Origin of the sequence: Paraburkholderia sp. PGU19 (assembly GCF_013426915.1) — a bacterium.
GTDB lineage: Bacteria > Pseudomonadota > Gammaproteobacteria > Burkholderiales > Burkholderiaceae > Paraburkholderia.
On the sequence record NZ_AP023183.1, the window covers coordinates 166,022 to 184,349 of the forward strand.

General features: G+C 61.7%; 13 protein-coding genes and 1 pseudogene. 11 read left to right on the forward strand and 3 right to left on the reverse strand.

The genetic code is table 11. The features are described 5' to 3' along the window. The first annotated feature begins 65 nt into the window (after positions 1-65). Together H1204_RS47780 and H1204_RS47785 are read left to right on the forward strand one after the other, a co-directional pair. Complete coding sequence (locus H1204_RS47780; RefSeq protein ID WP_180736791.1) at positions 66-1,058, forward strand: GlxA family transcriptional regulator; 993 nt, start codon at positions 66-68, stop codon at positions 1,056-1,058. Positions 1,059-1,606: 548 nt separating this feature from the next. After that, positions 1,607-5,125, forward strand: a complete 3,519-nt coding sequence (locus tag H1204_RS47785) for a pyruvate carboxylase (protein ID WP_180736792.1) — start codon at positions 1,607-1,609, stop codon at positions 5,123-5,125. A 223-nt stretch (positions 5,126-5,348) separates the two neighbouring features. Here H1204_RS47785 and H1204_RS47790 read toward each other — a convergent pair whose 3' ends face one another. Beyond that, complete coding sequence (locus H1204_RS47790) at positions 5,349-5,768, reverse strand: hypothetical protein (protein WP_180736793.1); 420 nt, start codon at positions 5,766-5,768, stop codon at positions 5,349-5,351. Between the two features lie 563 nt (positions 5,769-6,331). Here H1204_RS47790 and H1204_RS47795 point away from each other — a divergent pair. The 8 genes from H1204_RS47795 to fdhA all read left to right on the forward strand — a co-directional run bounded on the left by H1204_RS47795 (position 6,332) and on the right by fdhA (position 15,654). Further along, complete coding sequence (locus tag H1204_RS47795) at positions 6,332-7,720, forward strand: L-serine ammonia-lyase (RefSeq protein ID WP_180736794.1); 1,389 nt, start codon at positions 6,332-6,334, stop codon at positions 7,718-7,720. A 37-nt stretch (positions 7,721-7,757) separates the two neighbouring features. Then, positions 7,758-9,002 carry a sarcosine oxidase subunit beta family protein gene (locus tag H1204_RS47800; RefSeq protein ID WP_180736795.1) on the forward strand — a complete coding sequence of 415 codons (1,245 nt, stop codon included), beginning with the start codon at positions 7,758-7,760 and terminating at the stop codon, positions 9,000-9,002. Between the two features lie 22 nt (positions 9,003-9,024). After that, positions 9,025-9,321: a sarcosine oxidase subunit delta gene (locus H1204_RS47805; RefSeq protein WP_180736796.1), complete on the forward strand. Its 297-nt coding sequence runs from the start codon at positions 9,025-9,027 to the stop codon at positions 9,319-9,321. Further along, positions 9,318-12,317, forward strand: a complete 3,000-nt coding sequence (locus tag H1204_RS47810; protein WP_180736797.1) for a sarcosine oxidase subunit alpha family protein — start codon at positions 9,318-9,320, stop codon at positions 12,315-12,317. Before H1204_RS47805 ends, H1204_RS47810 begins: the two co-directional genes overlap by 4 nt. Continuing rightward, positions 12,307-12,942, forward strand: a complete 636-nt coding sequence (locus H1204_RS47815; protein WP_180736798.1) for a sarcosine oxidase subunit gamma — start codon at positions 12,307-12,309, stop codon at positions 12,940-12,942. The genes H1204_RS47810 and H1204_RS47815 overlap by 11 nt, the downstream gene beginning before the upstream one ends. Then, entirely contained in the window at positions 12,939-13,388 is a 450-nt protein-coding gene (locus H1204_RS47820; protein WP_180736799.1) for a dihydroneopterin aldolase, read from the forward strand. Before H1204_RS47815 ends, H1204_RS47820 begins: the two co-directional genes overlap by 4 nt. A 173-nt stretch (positions 13,389-13,561) precedes the next feature. Continuing rightward, the gene (locus H1204_RS47825) at positions 13,562-14,374 is read left to right on the forward strand and encodes an IS5 family transposase (RefSeq protein WP_180735120.1); all 813 of its coding nucleotides are present in this window, start codon (positions 13,562-13,564) and stop codon (positions 14,372-14,374) included. An 80-nt stretch (positions 14,375-14,454) separates the two neighbouring features. Next, positions 14,455-15,654, forward strand: coding sequence for a formaldehyde dehydrogenase, glutathione-independent (gene fdhA / locus H1204_RS47830; RefSeq protein WP_180736800.1), 1,200 nt, complete (start codon positions 14,455-14,457; stop codon positions 15,652-15,654). 115 nt (positions 15,655-15,769) lie between these two features. Here fdhA and H1204_RS47835 read toward each other — a convergent pair whose 3' ends face one another. Beyond that, positions 15,770-16,753: a GlxA family transcriptional regulator gene (locus tag H1204_RS47835; protein WP_180736801.1), complete on the reverse strand. Its 984-nt coding sequence runs from the start codon at positions 16,751-16,753 to the stop codon at positions 15,770-15,772. Positions 16,754-16,933: 180 nt separating this feature from the next. On the opposite strand from H1204_RS47835, the pseudogene glyA reads away from it, so the two are divergent. Beyond that, positions 16,934-17,141 (forward strand): annotated as a pseudogene (glyA, locus tag H1204_RS47840) (serine hydroxymethyltransferase); the annotation flags it as partial. 327 nt (positions 17,142-17,468) lie between these two features. Here the strand turns inward: glyA and H1204_RS47845 are convergent. After that, positions 17,469-18,143, reverse strand: coding sequence for an HAD family phosphatase (locus H1204_RS47845; RefSeq protein ID WP_180735296.1), 675 nt, complete (start codon positions 18,141-18,143; stop codon positions 17,469-17,471). Between the last annotated feature and the right edge of the window lie 185 nt (positions 18,144-18,328).

The following is an 18,328-nucleotide window of genomic DNA, read 5'->3' on the forward strand; positions in this document are numbered from 1 at the left end:
GCCGGCTCGCGCCATCGCCTTGGGCGTGCCGGCATCCCATTGCTGCTGATCAAGGAAGCGATGTGATGTCCGTTGTAACTGAACCAGTCGCCTGCGCATCCACGGATGCGTCGCTCGCCCATTTCGGCTTTTTGGTCTTGCCGAACTTTTCGATGATAGCGTTCTCAAGCGCAATCGAAGTTCTGCGCATGGCGAATTATGTCGGACAAGCCAACCACTATCGATGGTCGATCTTTTCACTTGACGGTGCACCGGTTCATGCGAGCAACGGAATCGCGGTACGACAAACTAGCGCTCTGGATTCAGAGCATCTTCCGGACATCATGATCGTCTGCGGTGGGATCCGCATACGCGACGCGGTCGACGACAACGTTCGAAACACGCTCGCGGCGCTCGCCGAGCGGGGCCTGATGCTCGGTGGCATCTGCACCGGCGCATATGCGCTGATGACGAGCGGACTGCTTGATGGTTACCGCTGCGCTGTGCACTGGGAAAACCTGTCGGCGCTGCACGCCGAGTTTCCGGATGTGGATTTCGCAGATGAGCTGTTCGTCGTCGACCGTGACCGTCTGACCTGCACGGGCGGCACCGCGCCGCTTGACCTGATGCTGAATCTTGTCGGCGCACGATTCGGACAAAAAATGGCCACTCAGGTGTCGGAGCAGTTCATCCTCGAACGGATTCGCAGCTCAACCCACCCCCAACCAATCCCCGTCGATTCGCGAGTCGGGTTTTCGCGTGCAGAGCTAATAGAGGCCGTACGACTCATGGAAGCTAACGTCGTTGAGCCGCTCACTCTTGAGGAGCTGTCAAGACTAGTCGGATTGTCTCAGCGACATTTGCAGCGCATGTTCAAAACGTACCTCGACGATTCTCCGACCCACTACTATCTGACGCTTCGCCTGAAACGCGCGCGCGACCTCCTGCGGACGACCGATACCACTATCGCGCAGATCACGTCAGACTGCGGGTTCAATTCACCGTGTCATTTCAGCAAGGCGTTTCGTGCACAGTTCGGACATGCTCCGAGTTACGAACGAAGGTCATACAAGCAATAGGTACCGCATTTCGTCGAGCTTCGCCGGATACCATTTGATCTTGACGTGCGTAACCTCACGAACAGTGACAATTTTCGGTTGCCGGTGAATGCCCGCGATGTGGCACTCTATTCGGCAGATGCGAGAGAGGATCGCGCACATGAAGGAGGGTGGCAGCGCGCTTCACGGCCCGCCACGGGGTGTGCGCCTGATTGGGCTCGGCGCAACCGACCAAGCTGGCCGTGAGCCGGAGCGAGTGTTTCGTATGACTGGATGGATCACGCGCTACTTTTCGATATCCAAGACTAACTCCCTCACGTTTGCAATCGCACTTCAATCCCTGTCGACGACCGACCAGTCAGACTCACATTCCGGCATCGGCAAGTCGGTTGAACGCTGCTTGTCGTCGCGATCGCGATAGCGGCACGCGGTCGGCATAGTGAGAATGCTGATAGCCGCAGGCGGACACGAAGTGCCCGCGAACGACGACGCGTTTCAGGTGCCGGCCAGCAAGCGAAGCTGGCGTCCGACAGATCGCATCGACAGGTTTCATCCAACACCTACGATTCATGGCCGCCGTGACCCCTACCCCCATCCAGTCCATCCTGATCGCGAACCGCTCGGAAATCTCGATCCGCGTGATGCGTGCCGCCGCCGAACTGAACATGCGTACGGTGGCGGTGTATTCGAAGGAAGACCGCCTCGCACTGCATCGCTTCAAGGCGGATGAGAGCTACCTGATCGGCGAAGGCAAGAAGCCGCTCGCCGCGTATCTCGACATCGATGACATCCTGCGCGTCGCGCGGCAGGCGAAAGTCGACGCGATTCACCCCGGCTACGGCTTCCTGTCCGAAAACCCGGATTTCGCGCGGGCTGTGATCAATGCGGGTATCCGCTGGATTGGCCCGTCGCCGGAAGTAATGCGCACGCTCGGCAACAAGGTGGCTGCGCGCAATGCGGCGATCGCGGCCGGCGTGCCCGTGATGCCCGCGACCGCACCGCTGCCGGACGATCTCGACACGTGCCGGGCGCTGGCCGCAGAAGTCGGCTATCCGCTGATGCTGAAGGCGAGCTGGGGCGGCGGCGGGCGCGGGATGCGCGTGCTCGAGAGTGAGCGCGACCTGGAGGCATCGCTGGCCGCGGCACGCCGCGAGGCGCTGGCCGCGTTCGGGAACGACGAGGTGTATGTCGAGAAGCTCGTGTGCAATGCACGGCACGTCGAGGTGCAGGTGCTCGGCGATCTGCACGGCACGGTCGTGCATTTGTACGAGCGCGACTGCACGGTGCAGCGGCGCAACCAGAAGGTGGTCGAACGCGCACCCGCGCCGTATCTCGATCACGACGGCCGTCACGCGCTTTGCGAATCGGCACTGCGCCTGATGCGCGCGGTCCGCTATACACATGCGGGCACGGTCGAATTCCTGATGGATGCCGACACCGGCCAGTTCTACTTCATCGAGGTGAACCCGCGCATCCAGGTCGAGCACACAGTGACCGAGATGATCACTGGGATCGACATCGTCAAGGCGCAGATTCGCATCACGGAAGGCGGCCAAATCGGCCTCGCGGAGGACACAACGGACGGCGATGGCGCGCTCGTCGCGCGGGCCGCCGGCGTGCCAGAACAGCATGCGATTCCGCTGAACGGCCACGCGCTGCAATGCCGGATCACCACCGAGGATCCGGAGAACGACTTCCTGCCCGACTACGGGCGGCTGACCGCGTACCGCAGCGCGGCGGGCTTCGGCGTGCGCCTCGATGCCGGCACCGCCTATGGTGGCGCGGTGATCACGCCGTACTACGACTCGCTGCTCGTGAAGGTGACGACCTGGGCACCGACGGCGGCCGAATCGATTCACCGGATGGATCGCGCGCTGCGCGAGTTCCGGATCCGCGGTGTCACGTCGAACCTGCAGTTCCTCGAGAACGTGATCAACCATCCGACCTTCATCGCGGGCAACGTCACGACGCGATTCATCGACAGGACGCCGGAACTCCTCGAGTTCGCGAAGCGCGGCGATCGCGCGACGAAGCTGCTGCGCTATCTCGGCGAGCTGAACGTGAACGGCAACACCGAGATGAACGGCCGCACGCTGCCAACGCTGCCGTTGTCGAAACCCGTGCTGCCGAAAGTCGACACGGCCGTGGCGATTCCGGCCGGCACGCGCGATCGGTTGCGCGAGCTCGGCCCCGAGAAGTTCGCGAGCTGGATGCTCGACCAGAAACAGGTACTGCTGACCGATACGACGATGCGCGACGCTCACCAGTCGCTTTTCGCGACGCGCATGCGAACGGCCGACATGTTACCGATCGCTCCGTTCTACGCGCGCGCGCTGTCGCAGCTGTTCTCGCTCGAGTGCTGGGGTGGGGCGACGTTCGACGTCGCGCTGCGCTTTCTCAAGGAAGACCCGTGGGAGCGGCTCGCGCTTCTGCGCGAACGCGTGCCGAACATCCTGTTCCAGATGCTACTGCGCGGCTCGAACGCGGTCGGCTATACGAACTACGCGGACAACGTCGTACGCTTCTTCGTGCAGCAGGCGGCAAGTGCTGGCGTCGATGTGTTCCGCGTATTCGACTCGCTGAACTGGGTGCGCAACATGCGCGTGGCGATCGATGCGGTTGGCGAGAGCGGGATGCTGTGCGAAGGCGCGATCTGCTACACCGGCGACCTGTTCGACACGTCGCGTTCAAAGTACGACCTCAGGTATTACGTCGGCATTGCACGCGAGCTGCAGCAGGCCGGCGTACACGTGCTCGGCATCAAGGACATGGCCGGCATCTGCAAGCCGCAGGCCGTCGGGACGCTCGTGAAGGCACTCAAGGAGGAAACCGGGCTTCCCGTGCATTTCCATACGCACGACACGAGCGGCATTGCCGCGGCGTCGGTGCTCGCGGCGGTCGGCGCGGGCTGCGACGCAGTGGACGGCGCGCTTGATGCGATGAGCGGACTCACGTCGCAGCCGAATCTGTCGAGCATCGCGGCGGCGCTGGCCGGCAGCGAACGCGAACCCGGGCTTGATACGGACCGCCTTCACGAAGCATCGATGTACTGGGAAGGCGTGCGCCGCTACTACGCACCGTTCGAATCCGAGATCCGTGCGGGCACGGCCGATGTCTACCGTCACGAGATGCCTGGCGGCCAGTACACGAACCTGCGCGAGCAGGCGCGCTCGCTCGGCATTGATCATCGCTGGACCGAGGTATCGCGTGCGTATGCAGACGTGAACCGGCTGTTCGGCGACATCGTCAAGGTCACGCCGACGTCGAAAGTCGTCGGCGACATGGCGCTGATGATGGTCGCGAACGATCTCGGCGTGGACGACGTGCGCAATCCGGACAAGGACATCGCGTTCCCCGAGTCGGTCGTGTCGCTGTTCAAGGGCGAGCTGGGCTTCCCGCCCGATGGCTTCCCGGCGGACCTGTCGCGCAAGGTGCTCAAGAGCGAACCGCCGGCACCGTATCGCCCGGGCGACCAGATTCCGCCGGTCGATCTCGATGCGGTACGCACGCAGGCCGAGGCCGCGTGCGAGCAACCGCTCGACGACCGGCAACTGGCGTCGTACCTGATGTATCCGAAGCAGACGATCGACTACTACGCGCACGTTCGCGCGTACAGCGACACGTCGGTCGTGCCGACGCCGGCGTTCCTGTACGGGCTGCATCCGCAGGAGGAAGTGGCGATCGACATCGAGCCGGGCAAGACGCTGCTCGTGTCGCTGCAGGGACAGCATGCCGATGCGCAGGACGGCATCGTGAAGGTGCTGTTCGAGCTGAACGGTCAGTCGCGTTCTGCCCTGGTCGAGCCGAAGAGCGTCGTGCAGGCGGGCAAGGAACGTTATGGTCTGCAGCGTGCCGATCCGACCAATCCGCTGCATGTGGCCGCGCCGATGCCGGGCTCGGTGGTAACGGTGGCCGTTCAGCCAGGGCAGCGCGTGACGGCCGGCACGACGCTGATCGCGCTCGAGGCGATGAAGATGGAAACGCACATCGCGGCGGAGCGCGATTGCGAGATCGCGGCCGTGCACGTGAAGCCGGGTGAGCGGGTCGCGGCGAAAGACCTGCTGATCGAGCTGAAAGGAGCGGAGTAGGGGGTGGTCTTGATCTGCGTGCAATTTTCCGGTCAGACGGATCGGGACTGGGAGCGGCTTGCAGAGCCGGCACCATTAATTAGATCTTGTGTAGCCTGAAAGTAGTCAAGGCCTGAGTCGTAGGATAAATGGTTTCAGGGCTTCGTAAAAGTCGGTCCTTGCGATTACGTCGCGCCGGTAGGTAGTGGATAGCCCCGGAAACTCCATTTGAGGGGCACGCTGCCTAGTTATGCTCGCGAATAAACTGTCCGGTGCGTTCGCGCAGGTGCGCGATGCTGGTATGGCTGGCATGACTCAATATCCGGGGCCTGTAGCGCGCAAACCCTGGCTCGATCTGGTTGACCCAACTCCGGTGCAGCGGCGGGAAATGGAAGTGAAGCCGGCTGCGATGGCGGATATATTCAAACTCCCGACGACGCACCCGTCCCACCGCCAGCGCAAGCCCCGGATGCTTGCGCTCAATGGCCTGGATGCCGATCTTCTCGTCGATGCCGAGCGCCGCCGCGTTTCTTTCTGGGTGCGGCTCGCGATAAGGATTGCAGATCACATTGACCTTCTCGCGAAAGGCGGGGTGGGGACTGTGTAGCCATCGATGGACCCGGTGGTAGCGTGCGTCGCCGGCCAGCAAGATCCGCTGAAACATGGCTACAGCCGATCTGTTCGACGATGCGGCGCTGGATTTCTCGCACCACAATCTCGTCGAGCGCCGGCGAGCCTCTCTTTTGCGGTTCCCGCGCTTCGCAAGCCAACGTAGTCAACTGCAGTCGCGTTGCTTGAGCAATGCGGAGCGGACGGGCACTGCGCTCACCTTCTCGAATGCCCTGTCCGCCTTGCCGTGCAATGCGCTTGCGCCACGTGCTGACCGTCTGCAACGAGGCACCGAGGCACTGAGGCACCGAACTCTCGCGCGATCTCGATAATCGAGTGTCCTCATGTGTCCACAACCCAATTCGAGCCCGCATCACATGCCGCTGCGAGGCCGATTTGAGCGATGTTGTACTAGACAGTTCGAAGGGTCACCTCGCGCGCGCGGAATTGTGTTTTTGCGTCGCGAATAATGATCAAAGCGTCCTTTGAGGCGCGCGAGGTAACGCCTGGCGGCAGCATCCAACGGCAATGCCGCTTCTGTTCTATCGGTCAAATCTTCCATTTGATTTACTGAGTGCCAACGTCACCACCTGCGTGTCCACGCAAAGGCAAAACCCGATGAATGTCAGTGTTTTCGACCTGTTCAAGATCGGCATCGGCCCATCGAGTTCGCACACAGTCGGCCCGATGATCGCCGCCTGCCGCTTCGCTTCCCATATCGAGGACGCGAACCTGCTCGCGTTCGTGCGCCGCGTAAAAGTCGAGCTGTACGGCTCGCTCGGCGCGACGGGCAAGGGCCACGGCACCGATAAGGCCGTGCTGCTCGGCCTCGAAGGCCATCTGCCCGATACCATCGACCCCGACCTGATCGAACCGCGCCTCGTCGATATCCGCAAGGGTAAGCGCCTGTCGCTGCTCGGCAAGCACGAGGTCGGCTTCGAAGAGAAGGAGCACATCGCGTTCTTCCGCCGTCTGATGAGCGGCACGGGCAGCGTCGTGCATCCGAACGGCATGCGCTTCCAGGCCTTCGACGAGAATGGCCAGCTGCTGGTCGAGAAAGAGTATTACTCGGTCGGCGGCGGCTTCGTCGTGAACCGCGAAGGCGACCGTGTCAACGGCGTGCGTGCGGGCGGCGAAGTGCCGTATCCGTTCCGCACCGGCGACGATCTGATGCGCGTGTGCCGTGAAAGCGGCCTGTCCGTCGCGCAGGTGACGTTCGCCAACGAATGCGCATCGCGCGCTCCGGAAGACGTGCGCGAAGGCCTGCTGACGATCTGGCGCACGATGGCCGCTTGTGTCGAACGTGGGTGCAAGATGCATGGCGAACTGCCCGGTCCGATGCGCGTGAAGCGCCGCGCCGCCGATCTCACGGTGCAACTGCGCACGCGTTCGGAAGAGTCGCTGCGCGATCCGCTGTCGATGCTCGACTGGGTCAACCTCTATGCGATGGCCGTCAACGAAGAGAACGCCGCCGGCGGCCGCGTCGTCACCGCGCCGACCAACGGCGCGGCAGGCGTGATTCCCGCCGTGCTGCACTACTACGTGAAGTTCGTGCCGGGCTCGAACGAAAACGGCATCGTCGATTTCCTGCTGACGGCAGCCGCCATCGGCATCATCTACAAGGAAACGGCGTCGATCTCGGGTGCGGAAGTGGGCTGCCAGGGCGAAGTGGGCGTCGCGTGTTCAATGGCTGCAGCGGCGCTCGCGGCCGTGATGGGCGGCACGCCGTCGCGAGTCGAGAACGCCGCTGAAATCGGCATGGAACACAACCTCGGCATGACCTGCGACCCGGTCGGCGGCCTGGTGCAGATTCCGTGCATCGAGCGCAACGCGATGGGCGCGATCAAGGCGCTGAACGCGTCGCGCATGGCGTTGAAGGGCGACGGCCAGCACTACGTGACGCTCGACAACGTCATCAAGACGATGCGCGAAACGGGCGCCGACATGAAAACGAAATACAAGGAGACGTCGCGCGGTGGTCTCGCCGTGAACGTCATCGAATGCTAATGGAAACCAGCAAGGCAACGACGAAGGGGTCTGCACGATGAGCCGCTATTCGATATTCAGTCTGTTCCGCAACGGGTTGTCGTATCACGAGAACTGGGAGCGACAGTGGAGGAGCCCGGAACCGAAGAAGGAATACGACGTGGTGATCGTCGGCGGCGGCGGGCATGGTCTGGCAACCGCGTACTACCTCGCGAAGGAACACGGCGTGAAGAACGTCGCGATCCTGGAGAAGGGCTGGATCGGTGGCGGCAATACGGCGCGTAACACGACGATCGTGCGTTCGAACTATCTGTGGGACGAATCCGCGGCGTTGTACGAGAAGGCGATGAAGCTGTGGGAAGGCTTGTCGCAAGACCTCAACTACAACGTGATGTTCTCGCAGCGCGGCGTGCTGAATCTCGCGCACACGCTGCAGGACGTGCGCGACACCGAGCGCCGCGTGAATGCGAACCGGCTGAACGGCGTCGATGCCGAATTCCTGACGCCCGAGCAGATCAAGGAAATCGAGCCGACGATCAACCTGAATAGCCGTTATCCCGTGCTCGGCGCATCGATTCAACGTCGTGCGGGCGTCGCGCGTCACGATGCCGTTGCGTGGGGCTTCGCGCGCGGCGCGGACCAGGCCGGCGTCGACATCATCCAGAACTGCCAGGTGACGGGTATCCGTCGCGACGGCGGCCGCGTGACGGGCGTCGATACGGTGAAGGGCTTCATCAAGGCGAAGAAGGTCGCCGTCGTCGCAGCCGGCAACACGACCACGCTCGCCGACATGGCAGGCATCCGCCTCCCGATCGAAAGCCATCCGCTGCAGGCGCTCGTGTCGGAGCCGATCAAGCCGGTTGTCAACTCGGTAATCATGTCGAACGCGGTGCACGCGTACATCAGCCAGTCCGACAAGGGCGACCTCGTGATCGGCGCGGGCATCGACCAGTACACGGGATTCGGCCAGCGCGGCAGCTACCACATCATCGAAGGCACGCTGCAGGCGATCGTCGAAATGTTCCCGGTGTTCTCGCGCGTGCGGATGAACCGTCAGTGGGGCGGCATCGTCGACGTCTCGCCCGATGCATGTCCGATCATCAGCAAGACGGACGTCAAGGGCCTTTACTTCAACTGCGGCTGGGGCACGGGCGGCTTCAAGGCGACGCCGGGCTCGGGGTGGGTGTTCGCGCACACGATCGCCAACGACGAACCGCATCCGCTGAACGCGCCTTTCGCACTGGACCGCTTCTACACCGGTCATCTGATCGATGAACACGGCGCCGCTGGCGTGGCCCACTAAACGCACTCTGGAGAACCGAAAAATGCTGATGATCGAATGCCCGTGGTGCGGGCCGCGCGCCGAATCCGAATTTAGCTGTGGCGGCGAAGCCGACATCGCGCGTCCGCTCGACACCGACAAGCTCACCGACCGCGAATGGGGCGAGTACCTGTTCATGCGCAAGAACCGGCGCGGCGTGCACCGGGAGCAATGGATGCACACGCAGGGCTGCCGCCGCTGGTTCATGGCGACGCGCGACACCGTTACTTACGACTTCAAGAGTTATGCAACTTTTGGGGCGTCTCCTACTAACACGAAGACGAAGGGCAGCAGAAAATGAGCCAGAAAAACCGCCTGGGTACCGGTGGGCGCATCAACCGCGCGATTCCGCTGACCTTCACGTTCAACGGACGCACGTATCAGGGCTTTCAGGGCGACACGCTCGCGTCGGCGCTGCTCGCCAACGGCGTGCACTTCGTCGCGCGCAGCTTCAAGTATCACCGCCCGCGTGGCATCGTCACGGCGGACGTTGCGGAACCGAATGCCGTCGTGCAACTGGAGCGCGGCGCATACACGGTGCCGAATGCGCGCGCGACGGAAATCGAGCTGTATCAGGGACTGGTCGCGACCAGCGTCAATGCCGAGCCGAATCTCGAGCATGACCGCATGGCGATCAACCAGAAGTTCGCGCGCTTCATGCCCGCGGGCTTCTACTACAAGACGTTCATGTGGCCGGCAAAGTTCTGGCCGAAGTACGAAGAGAAAATTCGTGAAGCGGCGGGTCTGGGCAAGTCGCCTGAAGTGCTCGACGCCGATCGCTACGACAAGTGTTATGCGCATTGCGACGTGCTGGTGGTCGGCGGCGGCCCGACGGGTCTTGCTGCGGCACACGCGGCGGCCGTGAGCGGCGCGCGCGTGATTCTCGTCGACGATCAGCGCGAGCTTGGCGGCAGCCTGCTGTCGGGCAAGACGGAGATCGACGGGCGCGCGGCCTTGAGCTGGGTCGAAAAGATCGAAGCGGAACTGTCGCGCATGCCCGATGTGACGATCCTGTCGCGCAGCACGGCGTTCGGCTATCAGGACCACAACCTTGTCACGGTGACGCAGCGTCTGACGGATCATCTGCCCGTGTCGATGCGCAAGGGCACGCGCGAACTGCTGTGGAAGATCCGCGCCAAGCGTGTGATTCTCGCGACGGGCGCGCACGAGCGTCCCATCGTGTTCGGCAACAACGATCTGCCGGGCGTGATGATGGCGTCGGCGGTTTCGACTTATATCCATCGTTTTGGCGTGCTGCCGGGCCGCAATGCCGTCGTGTTCACGAACAACGACGCGGGCTATCAGTGCGCGCTCGACATGAAGGCGTGCGGCGCGAGCGTGACAGTCGTCGATCCGCGCGCCCAGGGCAGCGGCGCGTTGCAGGCGGCGGCACGTCTGCATGGCGTGAAGATCATGAACAACGCGGCCGTGATGACGGCGCATGGCAAGCTGCGCGTCACGTCGGTCGAAGTGGTCGCGTATGCGAACGGCAAGACGGGCGCGAAGCAGGCCGACCTTCCGTGCGATCTCGTCGCGATGTCGGGCGGCTACAGCCCGGTGCTGCACCTGTTCGCGCAGTCGGGCGGCAAGGCGCACTGGAACGACACGAAGGTGTGCTTCGTGCCGGGCAAGGGCATGCAGCCGGAAACGAGCATCGGCGCGGCAGCGGGCGAATTCAGCCTGGCGCGCGGTCTGCGTCTCGCGGTGGATGCGGGCGTCGAAGCCGTGAAGTCGATTGGTTATGCGGTCACACGTCCGCAAGTACCGCAGGCTGCGGAAGTCGCCGAGTCGCCGTTGCAGCCGCTGTGGCTGGTCGGCAGCCGCGCGGAAGCGGCGCGCGGACCGAAGCAGTTCGTCGATTTCCAGAACGACGTGGCGGCGGCGGACATCCTGCTCGCGGCGCGCGAAGGCTTCGAATCCGTCGAACACGTGAAGCGCTATACGGCAATGGGCTTCGGCACCGATCAGGGCAAGCTCGGCAACATCAACGGCATGGCGATTCTCGCGGATGCGCTCGGCAAGACGATTCCCGAGACGGGCACGACGACGTTCCGTCCGAACTACACGCCGGTGACCTTCGGCACGTTTGCGGGTCGCGAGCTCGGCGATTGGCTCGATCCGATCCGCAAGACGGCCGTGCACGAATGGCACGTCGAGAACGGTGCGATGTTCGAGGACGTCGGCAGCTGGAAGCGTCCCTGGTACTTCCCGCAGAAGGGCGAAGACCTGCATGCGGCCGTCAAGCGCGAATGCCTCGCGGTGCGCCACAGCGTCGGCATTCTCGATGCGTCGACGCTCGGCAAGATCGACATTCAGGGCCCGGATGCCGCGAAGCTGCTGAACTGGATGTACACGAACCCGTGGAGCAAGCTCGAAATCGGCAAGTGCCGCTACGGTCTGATGCTCGACGAAAACGGCATGGTGTTCGACGACGGCGTGACGGTGCGCCTCGCCGACCAGCACTTCATGATGACGACCACGACGGGCGGCGCGGCGCGCGTGCTGACGTGGATGGAGCGCTGGCTGCAGACGGAATGGCCGGACATGAAGGTGCGCCTCGCGTCCGTGACCGATCACTGGGCGACCTTCGCCGTCGTCGGTCCGAAGAGCCGCAAGGTCTTGCAGAAGGTGTGTAGCGACATCGACTTCGCCAACGAAGCGTTCCCATTCATGTCGTATCGCAACGGCACGGTGGCGGGCGTGAAGGCGCGCGTGATGCGGATCAGCTTCTCGGGCGAACTGGCTTATGAAGTGAACGTGCCCGCGAACATGGGCCGTGCGGTGTGGGAAGCGCTGATGGCTGCGGGCGCCGAGTTCGACATCACGCCGTATGGCACGGAAACGATGCACGTGCTGCGCGCGGAGAAGGGCTACATCATCGTCGGCCAGGATACGGATGGCTCGATTACGCCGCACGATCTCGGCATGGGCGGACTGGTCGCGAAGACCAAGGACTTCCTCGGACGTCGTTCGCTCGCACGGTCGGATACCGCGAAGGATGGGCGCAAACAGTTCGTCGGCCTGCTGTCCGATGATCCGCAGTTCGTAATTCCGGAAGGCAGCCAGATTGTCGCCGGTCCGTTCCAGGGCGATACCGCGCCGATGCTTGGACACGTGACGTCGAGCTACTACAGCCCGATCCTGAAACGTTCGATCGCGCTCGCCGTGGTCAAGGGCGGCCTGAACAAGATGGGGCAAAGCGTGACGATTCCGCTTTCGAGCGGCAAGCAGATCGCGGCGAAGATCGCCAGCCCCGTTTTCTACGACACCGAAGGAGTGCGTCAGAATGTGGAATGAAACGAGAAATTTGACGCCTGTGGGAGAGCGTGCAGGCGCAGTGCGACTTGAGTCGCCATGCATCGGCGTGGCTGGTTTGCTAAAGGGGCAGCAGACGCGTGCGCCGAGCAAATTTGTGATGCGTGAATCAGCCTTTCTCGATCTCGTCGCCGTGCGCGGTGAACCAGGTGACCCAGCATTCGTCAGCGCGTTTGAGCGCGTGATCGGCTGCCGTCCGCCATCCGCGCCAAACACCGTCTCACGCAGCGCTGAATACGATGTGCTATGGCTCGGCCCCGACGAATGGCTCGTGCGTTCTAATGGGCCCGTGCAGCACGGTGTGCTTGAGGCGATGCTTTCCGATGCGCTGAACGGAACATACGCGGCGGCAGTCGATGTCGGTAGTGGCTATACCGTCGTCAAGATCAGCGGTGAACACGTGCGCGACGTACTTTCGCGTGGCTGTCCGCTGGACCTGCACCTGCGAGTATTCAAGGAGGGGCAATGCGCGCAGAGTCATTACTTCAAGGCGTCAATCGTTCTGATCCCGACGGGCGATGATGCGTTCGAGATAGTGGTACGCCGTAGTTTCTCTGACTATTTCTGCCGCATCATGCTCGACGCGGCTGAGCCGCTGACGTCATGAAACCAGTTGAAGAACCGTTCGGTACGGCCTCCGCAACGTTTGTGATGCCGCACCAGCAATGGCGCGGCTGGAGCATATTTGTCGAAGGGCTGATTGTGCCGGCGAGGGTGGGCATCCATCCACACGAACACGGTGCGCCGCAGGTAGTCGTGATCGACGCGCAGCTCGGCTATCGTAGTGCGCCGAGCGATGCGGGTGGATGGATCGACTACGACAGTTATTGCACGTGCGTCGCAGACTTCCTCGCGCACAAGCAGCATACACGCCTGCTTGAAAGTCTGGTCGCGGACATTGCGGAATTATCGTTTCGGGAATGGTCTGCTCTTGAGAAGCTGACGCTCAGCGTGCATAAGCCAAAAATCCGGCCGGGTACCCGCCGCATTGGCGTCACGCTCGAATGGACGCGTCCAGACTATTTGCTGTGGTGCAGCACGACTAGACGCTGACATTCGCCAGTCAGTGGCACGGCGCGTGGATCAGCCCGGCGCGGGCGCTGGCCTTATGCACCTTCCCCGTGTCGGCGCAGGACAAGCGTCCGTCGGTTTTTTCCTTTCATCCGCGTGGCGCTTGGGCCTAGACGGTGTTAGGCACTTCCGGTCAAACCTGGTACCCTGGAGGCATGACAAAAGAGAAACGTAAAGCCTACCCGACAGACGTGTCAGACGAAGAATGGAGCTTCGTGGCAGCGTATCTGACGTTGATGGATGAGAGTGCGCCACAGCGGAAATATGAGTTGCGGGAGATGTTCAATGCGTTGCGCTGGATGGCTCGCGCTGGGGCTGCTTGGCGAATGCTGCCGACCAACTTTCCACCGTGGGAACTCGTGTACCAGCAGACGCAACGATGGCTGGCGGCCGGCTGTTTCGAGTGCATGGTGAGTGACCTTCGTTCGATCGTCCGTGTGGCGCAGGGGCGGCAGGGGCAGCCCAGCGCGGTGATCCTTGATGGCCGTACGTTGCAATCGACATGTGAAAGCGGTCCACGCGCAGGCTATGACGGCTACAAGCGCAAGCGTGGCAGCAAGGTGCATATGGCGGTCGACACGCTGGGTCAGTTGCTCGCCGTACACGTGACACCGGCCAACGAGCAGGAACGGGCCCAGGTGGCAGAACTGGCGCGCCAGGTGCAACAGGCAACGGGAGAAACCGTGAAAGTGGCCTTTGCCGATCAGGGTTACACGGGCGAAGATCCTGCGCAGGCCGCGCGCGCCCAGGGAATTGATCTCCAGGTGGTCAAGCTCGATGAAGCGAAAAAGGGTTTCGTGCTGTTGCCACGGCGATGGGTAGTCGAGCGCAGCTTCGGATGGCTCAACCGCTTTCGACGCCTTGCACGTGACTACGAACGCTTGCCCGAAACACTCGCAGGCCTGCATTTTGTCGTCTTCGCCATGCTTATGCTTGTCCATGCAATTCCAGTACTTCGAAGTTCCTAACACCGTCTAGATTAAAGGGTTGCCGCGTACGTTGCATCTGCCGGCGTGCCGCAGCAATATCCAACCGCAAGGAGGCTGCAATGGCGAGTAATCGAGGTGTCGTATATCTTGGACCGGGCAAGGTCGAGGTTCAAAAGATTGAATACCCGAAGATGGTCGACCCGAGCGGACGCAGTATTGGTCACGGCGTGATTCTCAAGGTGGTCAGCACGAACATTTGCGGCTCGGACCAACACATGGTGCGCGGCCGTACAACGGCCCCGGCCGGTCTCGTGCTTGGCCACGAAATAACGGGTGAAGTGATCGAGATCGGCAGCGACGTAGAGACGCTGCAGCTCGGTGATCTCGTGTCCGTGCCGTTCAATGTAGCTTGTGGACGTTGCGCGATGTGTAGGGAGCAGCATACCGGCGTGTGCCTGAACGTGAACCCGTCGCGTGCGGGCGGTGCGTACGGCTACGTGGACATGGGCGGTTGGATCGGTGGCCAGGCCGAGTTTGTGATGGTGCCGTATGCGGATTTCAATCTGCTGAAATTCCCCGACCGCGATCAGGCGATGGCGAAGATCCGTGACCTTACTTGCCTGTCGGACATCTTGCCCACCGGGTATCACGGCGCTGTCACTGCGGGAGTCAAACCCGGCTCAACGGTCTACATCGCGGGCGCCGGCCCCGTCGGAATGGCGGCTGCTGCATCGGCACGCCTGCTGGGCGCAGCATGCACTATCGTTGGTGACATGAATGCCGATCGTCTTGCGCATGCCAAGGCGATGGGCTTTGAAGTCGTCGATCTGTCGAAGGATGCGACGCTCGGCGAACAGGTCGCACAGGTACTTGGCAAACCGGAAATCGACTGCGCGGTCGACTGTGTCGGCTTCGAGGCGCACGGCCACGGGAGATTGGGCCACTCGCAGGAGGCGCCCGCGTCGGTGCTTAACTCGCTGATGGAAATCACGCGGCCCGCCGGTGCGATCGGTATCCCGGGACTATATGTGACAGACGATCCGGGCTCAAAGGATGCTGCTGCGCAGCACGGAAACCTAAGTATCCGTTTTGGGCTCGGTTGGGCAAAGTCGCACTCTTTCCATACCGGCCAGACGCCCGTATTGAAATACAACCGCAACCTGATGCAAGCGATCCTGTTTGACCGGCTACCGATCGCTGAGATCGTCAACGTCACTGTGATTTCTCTGGACGAGGCGCCAGAAGGCTATAAGCAGTTCGACGGGGGCGCACCGCGCAAATTCGTTCTCGATCCGCACAGCTTGCTAAAAGCTGCGTGAACCGGGTGTGCCCGGATATGACGGGCGGTCGTGTCTTGCGGTCGTCCGTTTTAACTGGCGCAGCGAAATTCGTTATGGAGTTCGCAAACGTATCGCAAGTGTTACGACGGGCCACTCAGGCGCGCGTCGCAAGCGGGGCGACCTGCGTGCGGCGTTCGCTGGTAGGCGCGATGCCGAAAGCTTCGCGATAGCTCTTGCTGAAATGGCACGCCGACTGGAAACCACACGCAATCGTGATCTTCATGATCGACATGTCTGTCTGTAGCAGCAGTTCTCGTGCGCGACGCAGGCGCAAAGTCAGATAATAGTGCGTCGGTGTCATCCCAACATGCTCGTGAAACAGTCGTTGCAACTGACGCTGAGACATGCTTGCAAGACGAGCGAGTTCTTCGCGCGAGAGCGGTTCCTCAATATTGTTCTCCATCAGTGCAATCACTTCGAACAGGGACTTGTTCGCGGAGCCGAGCCGCGCGATAAGTGGTATTCGTTGTTGCGCGCTGTTGTCACGCACATGCTCAACGACGAACTGCTCGGCGATCTGTGTGACGCGTGCGGTGCCGACGCGCGCTCTTATGAGATGCAGCATCATGTCGAGCGGCGCAACCCCGCCTGTGCAGGTGACACGGTCGCGGTCGATCACGAAAAGCTCTTTCAGAAAGCGTATGTCGGGAAACTCTTCCTTGAGCGCCGACATATTTTCCCAGTGGATGGCACAGGTATAGCCAGAGAGTAGGCCGGATTTCGCGAGCGCATACGTCCCTGTACACAGACTGCCCAGCGCAACGCCCGTGCGCGAGAAGCGGCGCAAAGTCGATAGATGCTCGGGTGTCGTCATACGCTGTACGTCAACGCCGCCACACACGAACACGATGTCCGGGGTGCCGAGGCATTCGGCAGGGCCGGTATCGAGAGAAATGCCGTTGCTTGCCGCGACCGGGCCGCCTTCCGGGCTGATGATCGACCATCGGTAGAGCGGCTGACCACTCAGGTAGTTGGCCATGCGCAATACTTCGACAGCGTTCGTGAACGCGATCATCGTGAAGTTCGGTAGCGGCATGAACGCAAAATGCGCAAATGATGCAGTGCGGTCAGGCAACATATAAACCGTTCCTCGAATCTGATCACTTCCAGCAGGGGACATGGCCGGATAACTCCATTGTGGGAGTGTGCACAAAATACTTGCCATGCGGCGAAACCCTATGCCGCCGAGCGTTGGTCCCGTCGCATGGATCTGGCGCTACCTCGACTCAGGTTCATTGCAGCGCATAAGTGCTAGGAAGGCGGCGTCGAACTCGTGACGGGCGGCACCGACAACCATCTGCTGCTCGTCGATCTACCTCCGAAGGGCCCGAAGGGCAAGCAGGTCGCGAGCAGGCGCGCGAACGCGCGGGCGTGCAACGACGATCACCTCGGGCATCTGTTTCGGCACGCCGTCGGGCACGACGCGCGGCTGTGGCGTCGCCGAGTTCCGCGTTATCGGCCTGATGAAGTGCGACAGTGCGGCATCTTTGTCACGCACCGCAAAAAAGGAGATACGCTAGCCCGATGCGACGATCGGCACAAACGGCGCAACTGCGCAGTTCCTGAAGAAGATGACATGGTCAGTGCGAAAGCCTTGTCAGCAAGACTCTTCGGTCGAACGAGCCGAACCGGTCACCACGGTCGCCGCGAGCAAATGCGCGTTGTATATCGACGAGACGAATTTTCACGCGCGTGTACGACGCTCTACGGATCGCGCGGTACGACGGGTGAAGTGCCGTGTCACCGACAAGGCGGTGCCTCTCGGCCTGGAAGACCGTCGCCGGACAGCGCCCTCATTTGGCAAGGTCTTCAACGCCGAACCATGCGGGAACGCATTCGATCGCCCGATCAAGGTTCTCAAGTATCGTCAAGCTGACCCCGATGACCTCGACGGATGGCTGTTTCATGTCAGGCACCGCCACGACCTGTATTCCCGCCCGATGTGCGGAAAGTACACCGTTCTCACTATCCTCGAACGCTAAGCAATTGCCCGGTGATTTTCCCAGACGAGAAGCTGCAAGTTCATACACGGCCGGATCCGGCTTGCCACGAGCTACTTCGTCGCCACCTGCAATTGCATTAAAGAAGTCGAGCACGCCGACCCGTGCAAGCCGCGATCTGATTTCTTGTCCGCTTGATGAAGACGCCACGGCGCATGGGATTCCGGCGTTGACCAACACGGTCAATAGGCCATGTACTCCGATCTTCAGTGGAAACACAGGCGGAGACGTTGGAGAATGCAACCGCTGCCGAACTCGCGTAAGTGCTTCCTGAAATACCTGCTTTGCTGCGAACATCCTGGCTAACATCGCGTGGCACTCAGGCAGCGAGCGCCCGATAATCTCGGCATAGTCAATAGGGCGGATATGAACCCCAAGTTCATGTCCAACCGTTATCCATGTGTTCATGATCGCTCGCTCGGAATCGATCAGTAACCCGTCCATGTCGAAGATTGCCGCAGAGAACATGTGCAAGAAGGCTAGGTGATGGAAGTGATGTCACTATAAACCGTATGCTGGCAGAGGATAGCAGTTTCCATTGCATTGTCGGTCGGAAAATCATTGCGCGACGCTTCCAGGTTACAGGGCGAGCCGGTGTCGTGAACAGATGTGTCGGTGTCGGAAACATACTAGCCCCAGTAACACTATTGAAC

Excerpts from the sequence above, each read along its gene's own strand:
- H1204_RS47800 (WP_180736795.1), top strand. The coding sequence starts at position 7,758 with ATGAGCCGCTATTCGATATTCAGTCTGTTCCGCAACGGGTTGTCGTAT.
- H1204_RS47805 (WP_180736796.1), top strand. The coding sequence starts at position 9,025 with ATGCTGATGATCGAATGCCCGTGGTGCGGGCCGCGCGCCGAATCCGAA.
- H1204_RS47815 (WP_180736798.1), top strand. The coding sequence starts at position 12,307 with ATGTGGAATGAAACGAGAAATTTGACGCCTGTGGGAGAGCGTGCAGGC.
- H1204_RS47835 (WP_180736801.1), bottom strand. The coding sequence starts at position 16,753 with ATGTTGCCTGACCGCACTGCATCATTTGCGCATTTTGCGTTCATGCCG.
- H1204_RS47780 (WP_180736791.1), top strand. The coding sequence starts at position 66 with ATGTCCGTTGTAACTGAACCAGTCGCCTGCGCATCCACGGATGCGTCG.
- H1204_RS47845 (WP_180735296.1), bottom strand. The coding sequence starts at position 18,143 with ATGTTCTCTGCGGCAATCTTCGACATGGACGGGTTACTGATCGATTCC.
- fdhA (WP_180736800.1), top strand. The coding sequence starts at position 14,455 with ATGGCGAGTAATCGAGGTGTCGTATATCTTGGACCGGGCAAGGTCGAG.
- H1204_RS47790 (WP_180736793.1), bottom strand. The coding sequence starts at position 5,768 with ATGTTTCAGCGGATCTTGCTGGCCGGCGACGCACGCTACCACCGGGTC.
- H1204_RS47785 (WP_180736792.1), top strand. The coding sequence starts at position 1,607 with ATGGCCGCCGTGACCCCTACCCCCATCCAGTCCATCCTGATCGCGAAC.
- H1204_RS47795 (WP_180736794.1), top strand. The coding sequence starts at position 6,332 with ATGAATGTCAGTGTTTTCGACCTGTTCAAGATCGGCATCGGCCCATCG.
- H1204_RS47825 (WP_180735120.1), top strand. The coding sequence starts at position 13,562 with ATGACAAAAGAGAAACGTAAAGCCTACCCGACAGACGTGTCAGACGAA.
- H1204_RS47810 (WP_180736797.1), top strand. The coding sequence starts at position 9,318 with ATGAGCCAGAAAAACCGCCTGGGTACCGGTGGGCGCATCAACCGCGCG.
- H1204_RS47820 (WP_180736799.1), top strand. The coding sequence starts at position 12,939 with ATGAAACCAGTTGAAGAACCGTTCGGTACGGCCTCCGCAACGTTTGTG.